Raw genomic sequence first — 8,579 nt, 5'->3', positions numbered from 1 at the left:
CCGCAAGCGAATGCATGGTGCGCTAGGTTATCTTTCCCCTGCTCGTTTTGCGAAGAAATTTACGGACAAATCCGTCGCGTAAGTGTCTACTTTCTTGACATAGGTCCATGGACACGCTAATACGCCTTTGGGGCATAAAATTTAGACCTATTCAACGGTATTTCGTAATATAACGTTTCTCAGGTTCGTTACCAATTCCATTTACCGTGATACGACCAAATAAGGTCTCTCAGATTCGTTACACCGAAGGTGTATGGAAAGAGGTTCGTTTATGAATACCCTTCTAAAGCTCTTTTTCCAACGTAATCTTCACCTGCTCTAAACTCACTCCAAACCCACTCCAAAACCCACTCCAAAACCTGCTCCAAAACTCACTCCAGCCCTTCCCCCCAAACCCACTCGAAAATCCAACTTTAAGCCTAGTCTAACGTTTCTCTGGTACATCTCATCAGGTTACATCGCTGCCGACGATCCAGTGAATGGCATGATACATGGGATTTCATTTGGACGGACACACTGGTGAATGGATGGAGCACAACATGTCTCTCACTTGCCTCCCCCACGGTCATCATTATCTCTTTCTAACACCTGTGCATCCTGCTCGTTACCTCATTTGTTTTATTTCAAATGTTTTACTTCTAATCACACGACTTGATTTATTTGTTCTGAGACACATCCTAGCATATGTTGGATAAAAAAATGAGAGGGATGGAGTTTAATAGGTTTAACTCTACTTCCTCTGGGCATACTGATAGACATGAGAGAGTTATAGTGAAAGTTCATAGCGAAAGCACTTATAAAATCATGATCACGGGAGCCAAGGGGGAGAACGGCATGAGTAGACGAATTGTGAAACAAATTGGACTTATTCTGGTATGTCTTATGATGATTATTATGATGTGGGAAGGTCAGAAAACGGATGCGGCTGTAGCTGCTACAGCAATTCCAGAACAATCGATACGGTTGCGTATTCTAGCTAATTCAGACTCGGCTGGAGATCAGTTGGTGAAACGCGAGATTCGTGATGCGGTGGTTGCCCAGATGGATCAATGGGTGACGGAGCTGGCGAATCCTCAAGACCTGGACGAAGCCCGTGGGGTGATTCGCCAACATTTGTCTGAGATTGAAGAGCGAGTTGGAGAGGAGCTTGCCAGTCGTGGACTGGATTATGACTACCAGGTGGAGCTGGGTGTGGTTCCTTTTCCGACCAAACTATATGGAGGTACTGTATATCCGGCTGGAGAATATGAGGCAGTGCGTATAACACTGGGAGAAGGTAATGGTCAGAACTGGTGGTGTGTATTGTTTCCTCCATTATGCTTCATTGATGCGGGTACAGGAGATGCAGTTACGAAGACGAATACAGCTACTGCAGCTGCTTCTGCGGGAGATGTGGAGGCGTCCGTACAAGTGGGAACACCGGAAACACGTTTCTTCCTCTGGGATATGGTTTTGAAGTTTTGTGGCTGGGTAACAGGATTGTTTGCTTAATCGGAAAGTGAATAGATTGATTGGCGTAAGGGCGACTTCAGTACATGGAGTTGCCCTTTGTTGGAGTGAGCTCTGCTGTGAATGGCGGGGTTTGGAGTTTCATCTTTGGAACAAAGAGATATGTTATAATTGTAGGTATTCAAAACCAAAATCAAACACGTACGTTGTTTAATCAGGCGTCTAAGGCATGTTTTACAACTTCTTAAAGAGGCAGGTATTGCTTAATTTTCGTTTAAGGGAAAGAAGTTTTCGCGGGCGTACCAGGGTGCGTCAAGAGAAAGTGACCCAGCAGGAACGAGGAGACGGCGAAAGATGCTTTTAAGTGAGATGTAAGACACACCTAATGTTTACTACCTTATTGAAGCTTAGGAATGATGGATATATGAGAAATGAGCAAGAGGACAAACAGAATAAATTGCAGCAGAATGAACACACACCGTTAGATCGCGAGCAGATGGGACGTAATGGACAGTCTGAAAGCCATGAGGTGCCTTCGGCGGCCAAGGTTCAAGGTGAGTCGCATACAGATGAACTCGACCAGCAGGCATCCCTTCAGGGCATGGAAGGTGAATTGGGTCTGGGTTTGCAGGTGCAGGGATCGGTGAATGAGATGGTTACTCGTATGTGGGATGTTCATGTGCTGCTTCATACCGCTGGGACGGACATGCATAATGCCAACGCTGGTGGCAATCAAGCGGAGCATGAGCAACAGGAGAGCTTATCTGCTGGACACGGGTCTGTGCAGGCGGCTACATCGAATGATGAGTTTGATGTAAAAAGGAAGAGCGCCTATGAACAGGCGCTCACTGACTTGCAGGCTGCCGCTGCCTGCATTCGTCAAGGTCAAACCGTAGCCTTTCCGACCGAGACGGTCTATGGTTTAGGGGCAGATGCCCGAAGCACAGCAGCGGTGGAAGCTGTGTTTGCAGCTAAAGGTCGCCCATCGGATAATCCGCTGATCGTGCATATTGCGCACCGAGACCAGTTGGGTGCACTGGTCACCGAAGTGAATGCTACGGCGGAAGCGCTGATGACGGCCTTCTGGCCGGGGCCACTGACGCTGGTGTTGCCGGTTAGACCGGGGGCGGTGTCTCCACGGGTCACCGCCGGGCTAGACACGGTGGCCGTGCGCATGCCGGATCACCCTGTGGCCTTGCAGTTGATAGCTGCGGCAGCATGCCCTGTGGCTGCGCCGAGCGCTAACCGCTCCGGGCGACCAAGCCCAACTCTCGCAGCACATGTGCGCGAGGACTTGGCTGGCCGCATCGGCGGCATCGTGGACGGCGGCCCCACCGGGGTGGGCGTCGAGTCCACGGTCGTGCAGGTCGGTGACGACGGTACCGTCACCATCCTGCGCCCTGGCGGCATCACAGCGGAACAATTGTCCGCTGTGGCCGCCCGTGTCGCCACGGACCCGGCGTTACTCGCCGAGGGGTCCGCTGGCGAAGCCAGCCCGGCGCCGCGCTCGCCGGGCATGAAGTACACGCACTATGCGCCCGAAGGTGCGCTGTGCGTGGTGGAGGGGCCGCCCGCAGCGGTGGCGGCCTGGGTTAGCGCCGCCCTCGCAGAGGCGGCGCAGCGCGGAGAGCGCACCGCGGTGCTGGCGTTCGCCGAGCACGCGGAGCAGTACCGCGCCGATGCCGTATTCTCGCTGGGCGATGCCAGCGAGCTGGAAGAAGCAGCGCGCCGGCTATATGCCGCGCTGCGGAGCTGCGATGAGCAAGGCGCCACATATATTGTGGCTGAAGCCTGCTCACGCGAAGGCCTAGGTGCAGCCGTCATGAATCGGCTGCTCAAAGCGGCGGGTCACCGACTCATCCAGGTCGGTTAGCCCGCAACATCTACATGTCCAGTCGCCCAGTGTCCCCCTTATATCAAGGCGAGTAGAACTCGCTATATAAAGGGTCAAGCTAGGGTGTCTGGACTACTAAAGTGTCCCACAGCATTCCAAAATATCTGTGATCCAGTTGTTCAATCATATCCTCTGGTCATGTTTAGGTCCTTGTCCGCATATCGTGTACAAGAACCTTTACGTGATGGGGGTATGGGAATGTGGGATATATCTGCCCATGTAGGGCAGTTAGTAACCATTTTGATTATGGCTGTGGCTCTTGGATTCGACGCCTTCTCGCTGGGTATCGGGATGGGGATGAAAGGCATTCGTCTACGGGATGTACTGCGGATCAGTACAATCACCGCCCTGTTCCATATCATCATGCCATTGATCGGTATGTACACAGGTAAGTATGTCAGCTCATTGCTTGGTAACATTACCACGTATGCGGCAGGTGGTTTGCTTGTTCTTTTGGGTGCGCATATGATTCTGAATGCCTTCCGTGAAGGAGAGACGAAGCTGGTGAATCACCGCTCACTGCTAGGTGTCACTTTATTTTCACTCAGTGTCAGCATAGATTCATTTTCCGTAGGGGTCTCCCTAGGGATGTTCAGTAGTGATCTGATCTTGACTGTGCTTGCTTTTGGCGTGTGCGGAGGCTTGATGTCGATGATGGGTCTGTTGCTTGGACGACGGGTGAGTCATAACCTGGGGGATTATGGTGAAGCTGTTGGTGGAGCGATTCTGCTCGCCTTTGGATTATTGTTTATCTTTTGAGTGGTAACCCATGATTGCACTAACTAGACTAAATGGTTCTAAGCCGAGTGGTTGTATATCGTTCTAGTGTGAGTATAATCGAAGGAAAGAGATTTTGCAGAAGGTTCGCTTTTGATTAATCCCTTTTTCGAACACGCACTTAAAGCAACTAATATTGTTGCAATCGTCATTCAATTTCTTAAACGATGATGTATACATTTGATAACATATATAAAAATGGGGAGGCTACCGCAATGAAACATATTTTGTTTGTATGTACAGGTAATACGTGCCGCAGCCCCATGGCAGAGGGGCTTTTGCGTAAGCTTGCTTCGGAGCGTGGCATTCAAGTCGAGGTGCGTTCAGCGGGTGTTGCTGCCACACAGGGAATGCCGATTTCACGTCATGCCGAGGCGGTACTAAAGGATCATCGTGTAGAAGGGCCGCCGCACTCCACACAACTGAGTGCAGGGCTTGTTGGTTGGGCTGATCTGATTCTTACACTGACTCGTAGTCATAAGCAGCATGTGCTACAAGTTTTCCCGGACTCCGTCCACAAAACCTATACGCTCAAAGAATACGTGGAAGATGACGGTCAAGTGATGAATGATCTGCAGGAACTAGATAGCTTGTTCGCGACATTGGAGATGAAGCGTGCACTTGGTCAAGAAATATTAGCATCGGAGCGGGAACGTGTCATTGAGATCCGACAACGAATTCCAAGCTTCGACATCTCCGATCCGTTTGGCGGCAATCGAGATGATTACAACGTGACTGCTGCTGAGATTCGAACCGCGCTTGATCGACTTCTGGACAAGTTGGAATAAAGCAGGGCATTCTGGGACAATGTAAACCGATATACATGTATCAGAACACTTTGATTCCATATAAAAATAGAACATGGGATGTAAATTACCCGTTGATTTTAAACGCAGGTTGTTTTATGATGAAGGGGAAAACAGGGATCCGGTGTAACTGGCGACGAAGTGGGCACAACCACAATGGAGCACCGGAACAAACGGCCGGTCGCCTGGGCAAAAGAGCAATTCTGCGATACCCGCAGACTGCTCTTTTTTTCGTCTTTCATCTGTTTATTCGCTATAATAGTACCTGAAATGCCATGTTGGAATACGAAAGGCTGTCATTTGGAAGTCGGGCATGATGATATCGGGAGGCGATAGGATGACTATTGAGTTAGATTCGGAACAACCCGGATTGCAGGAACAGACCGCATCCATTTTGCGTGAACTGGCCACTGCAGGGAAGCTTGGATCAGGGCATATCGTTGTCATTGGTACGAGCACTAGTGAGGTGGCAGGTAAACGGATTGGTACGAGTGGTGCGATTGAAGTGGCACAGCAGCTTCTTGCGGGTATCCGTGAGGTGCAACAGGAATTCGGTTTTGAACCCGTCTTTCAATGCTGTGAGCATTTGAACCGTGCGCTGGTAATGGAGCGTTCTGTGTTGGTACGTCTGGGATTGACCGAGGTAGGTGCGGTACCTGTGCCTACAGCGGGTGGTTCAATGGCATCTGCAGCTTATCGATCACTTACCGATCCTTGTCTGGCAGAACATGTGCAAGCACACGCAGGGCTGGATATCGGAGAGACGATGATTGGTATGCATTTGCGGCATGTGGCGGTTCCTTTTCGTACATCACTTCGTTACATTGGAGATGCCCGTGTGACAACAGCGTTGACGCGTCCGAAGTTGATTGGTGGGGAACGTGCAGTGTATCGTATGGAAGAGCAGCCTGATTCGACATTTTGTGACTAACGTATAAAGTGAAACAATGGGGTTACACTTCTGACTTCGATTGCATCACCATCTTTCGATCGCTGTTATCCCCTGATTTCTTTGAATCCCTTTTACAAAGGGGAAATCCGGTGATAGCGTATGCTTTCGATGTAGCTTTCCTTCGGAAAGCTTTCAGGCGAACGCTCTGCTTCTCCAGATTGGTGTTGCACTCTCCGTTTACGTGTAAACAAAATTTCACTTTATAACTTCACTTATATTAGGAGGAATTTAATCATGGAACAATTGCGTAAGAATGACCCGGCGGTATTGGAAGCGATGAATCTGGAGTTGAAACGTCAGCAAAACAACATTGAGTTGATTGCATCTGAGAACATTGTAAGCGAAGCGGTTATTGAAGCGCTTGGTTCCGTTCTGACGAACAAATATGCTGAAGGATATCCAGGCAAACGTTACTATGGCGGTTGTGAGCACGTAGATATCGTGGAAGATATCGCACGTGATCGCGCTAAAGAATTGTTTGGAGCAGAGCATGTTAACGTTCAACCACACTCTGGTGCACAAGCGAACATGGCAGTTTATCTTGCAGCGCTCAAGCCTGGAGATACGGTACTGGGTATGAACCTTGCACATGGTGGTCACCTTACGCATGGTAGCCCGGTGAATGCATCTGGTTTGCTCTACAACTTCGTAGCATATGGCGTACAAGAAGATACATTCTTGATCGATTATGATGAAGTTCGCAAAGCAGCGTTCAAGCACCGTCCTCGGTTGATCGTGGCAGGCGCAAGTGCATATCCACGTACAATTGATTTCGAAAAATTGGCTTCCATTGCTAATGACGTAGGCGCGTTGTTCATGGTAGACATGGCACACATCGCTGGATTGGTTGCCGCTGGTTTGCATCCAAACCCGGTTCCACATGCACATTTCGTAACAACGACAACTCACAAAACATTGCGTGGACCACGTGGGGGTATGATCCTGTGTACCAAAGCATGGGCTGCTGCAATTGATAAAGCGGTATTCCCTGGTTCCCAAGGTGGACCACTGATGCACGTTATTGCTTCCAAGGCAGTAGCATTGGGTGAAGCGTTGCAACCATCATTCAAAGAGTACGCGCAAAATGTAGTGAAAAATGCACAGGTTCTGGCTGAGACATTGATCTCTGAAGGCTTGAACATCGTATCTGGTGGTACAGATAACCACTTGATGCTGATCGATACACGCAGTGTGAACATTACAGGTAAAGAAGCTGAGCATGTCCTTGATTCCATCGGAATCACGGTTAACAAAAATGCAATTCCATTTGACCCAACAAGCCCGTTCATCACTAGCGGTATCCGTATTGGTACACCTGCGGCGACTTCCCGCGGTATGAACGAAGAGGCTATGGTATCCATCGGTAAAATCATTGCGAAAACACTCAAAAATCCAAAAGATACAGCAACACTTGATCAAGCACGTGCAGAAGTAACAGCACTGACAGATCAATTCCCGCTCTACACTGACCTTAAATACTAAAAAAACGTTGCTCATGCTGTTTGTATTTGAGTTTCTTAAAATGGGATACGTATAGCGCAGCAGACAGAATGAAGCCGGAGAAGCGTAGCGTTCGCCTTTATCCCCGGATTTTCCCCTTATGTGGGGAGGAGAATCAAAAAAATCCGGGGATAACAGCGATCGAAGGAGCATTCTGTTAGCGGAGCGCTAATGTATTCATCATTTCAGCTATTCAATGACATACCAGCAAGAGTCAAAAGGACCGGAAGACACCATGTTTCCGGTCCTGTTTTTGTAGTATTCGGTATTCTGTAATGATTAGGTGCCCTTTAATGGTGTAATTCGGTGTTGGTGATGATATAATATACAGGATTTATCGAGCCTATGAATGATGATTAGGCATATATGGAAATGCTGTAACATGATGAACTTACCGGAGGGACAAATTAGATGGGAAAATTAGTAATATGTGATCACCCTTTGATCCAACACAAACTGACGTTTATACGCGACATGCGTACGAATACGAAAGATTTTCGTGAATTAGTGGATGAAGTAGCAACGTTGATGGCTTATGAAATCACAAGAGATGTTGAGCTGGAGACGATCGATGTACAGACTCCTGTAGCAGCGACACAAGGGAAAGTTATTTCTGGACGTATGCTCGGACTGGTGCCAATTCTGCGTGCAGGACTTGGAATGCTGGACGGCGTTGTGAAATTGTTGCCAGCGGCAAAAGTAGGACATGTTGGTCTGTTCCGTGACCCGGAAACACTTCAACCTGTTGAATACTACACCAAGCTGCCTACGGATGTAACAGAACGCCAATTGATTGTGATTGATCCGATGCTCGCAACGGGTGGTTCGGCAATCGCGGCAATTGACGTGCTCAAAAAACGCGGATGCACACAGATCAAAATGATGAACCTCGTAGCCGCTCCAGAAGGCGTAAAAGCCGTGCAAGATGCTCACCCAGATGTAGATATCTATGTAGCTGCTCTGGACGATCGTCTGGATGATCATGGTTACATCGTTCCAGGACTTGGAGATGCAGGAGACCGTCTATACGGCACTAAATAAGCATATGACATGCTTGTAGAGGTTGTTCAAAAAGTCTGCTTTTGATTACGAAGGATGCCTAACGGCATCTCAGCATCGAATATGGGATTCAGCCGAAATGTCCGTTGCTCACGTAGATTTACCTACGCTCCGCTACTCCATTTCTATCTTCATCCCATCT

7 protein-coding genes and 1 riboswitch are annotated in these 8,579 nt (G+C 48.7%); all 7 genes read left to right on the top strand.

Translation table 11 applies throughout. The annotated features are described in order from the left end of the window. The first annotated feature begins 834 nt into the window (after positions 1 to 834). Positions 835 to 1,491 (top strand): stage II sporulation protein R, encoded by a 657-nt coding sequence (gene spoIIR, locus ASD24_RS07560; protein WP_056693884.1) that lies wholly within the window; start codon positions 835 to 837, stop codon positions 1,489 to 1,491. A gap of 664 nt (positions 1,492 to 2,155) precedes the next feature. After that, positions 2,156 to 3,322 (top strand): L-threonylcarbamoyladenylate synthase, encoded by a 1,167-nt coding sequence (locus tag ASD24_RS07555; protein WP_442952584.1) that lies wholly within the window; start codon positions 2,156 to 2,158, stop codon positions 3,320 to 3,322. Between the two features lie 219 nt (positions 3,323 to 3,541). Further along, positions 3,542 to 4,102: a manganese efflux pump MntP gene (locus tag ASD24_RS07550; RefSeq protein WP_056693881.1), complete on the top strand. Its 561-nt coding sequence runs from the start codon at positions 3,542 to 3,544 to the stop codon at positions 4,100 to 4,102. Between the two features lie 233 nt (positions 4,103 to 4,335). Further along, positions 4,336 to 4,908, top strand: a complete 573-nt coding sequence (locus ASD24_RS07545; RefSeq protein WP_056693878.1) for a low molecular weight protein arginine phosphatase — start codon at positions 4,336 to 4,338, stop codon at positions 4,906 to 4,908. A gap of 134 nt (positions 4,909 to 5,042) precedes the next feature. Next, positions 5,043 to 5,124: riboswitch (ZMP/ZTP riboswitch) on the top strand. A gap of 139 nt (positions 5,125 to 5,263) precedes the next feature. Then, positions 5,264 to 5,857 (top strand): TIGR01440 family protein, encoded by a 594-nt coding sequence (locus ASD24_RS07540; protein WP_056693875.1) that lies wholly within the window; start codon positions 5,264 to 5,266, stop codon positions 5,855 to 5,857. A 252-nt stretch (positions 5,858 to 6,109) separates the two neighbouring features. Beyond that, positions 6,110 to 7,360 carry a serine hydroxymethyltransferase gene (glyA, locus tag ASD24_RS07535; protein WP_056693873.1) on the top strand — a complete coding sequence of 417 codons (1,251 nt, stop codon included), beginning with the start codon at positions 6,110 to 6,112 and terminating at the stop codon, positions 7,358 to 7,360. 429 nt (positions 7,361 to 7,789) lie between these two features. Beyond that, positions 7,790 to 8,419, top strand: a complete 630-nt coding sequence (gene upp, locus ASD24_RS07530) for a uracil phosphoribosyltransferase (RefSeq protein ID WP_017691929.1) — start codon at positions 7,790 to 7,792, stop codon at positions 8,417 to 8,419. The last annotated feature ends 160 nt before the right edge of the window (positions 8,420 to 8,579 follow it).

The organism is Paenibacillus sp. Root52 (assembly GCF_001426865.1).
Taxonomy (GTDB): Bacteria; Bacillota; Bacilli; order Paenibacillales; family Paenibacillaceae; genus Paenibacillus.
This window is presented reverse-complemented; position numbering and strand designations above follow the sequence as displayed.

What these genes read in the sequence shown, in the direction of transcription:
- ASD24_RS07540 (WP_056693875.1), top strand. Translation starts at nt 5,264, where the DNA reads ATGACTATTGAGTTAGATTCGGAACAACCCGGATTGCAGGAACAGACC.
- ASD24_RS07545 (WP_056693878.1), top strand. Translation starts at nt 4,336, where the DNA reads ATGAAACATATTTTGTTTGTATGTACAGGTAATACGTGCCGCAGCCCC.
- ASD24_RS07550 (WP_056693881.1), top strand. Translation starts at nt 3,542, where the DNA reads ATGTGGGATATATCTGCCCATGTAGGGCAGTTAGTAACCATTTTGATT.
- spoIIR (WP_056693884.1), top strand. Translation starts at nt 835, where the DNA reads ATGAGTAGACGAATTGTGAAACAAATTGGACTTATTCTGGTATGTCTT.
- ASD24_RS07555 (WP_442952584.1), top strand. Translation starts at nt 2,156, where the DNA reads ATGCATAATGCCAACGCTGGTGGCAATCAAGCGGAGCATGAGCAACAG.
- upp (WP_017691929.1), top strand. Translation starts at nt 7,790, where the DNA reads ATGGGAAAATTAGTAATATGTGATCACCCTTTGATCCAACACAAACTG.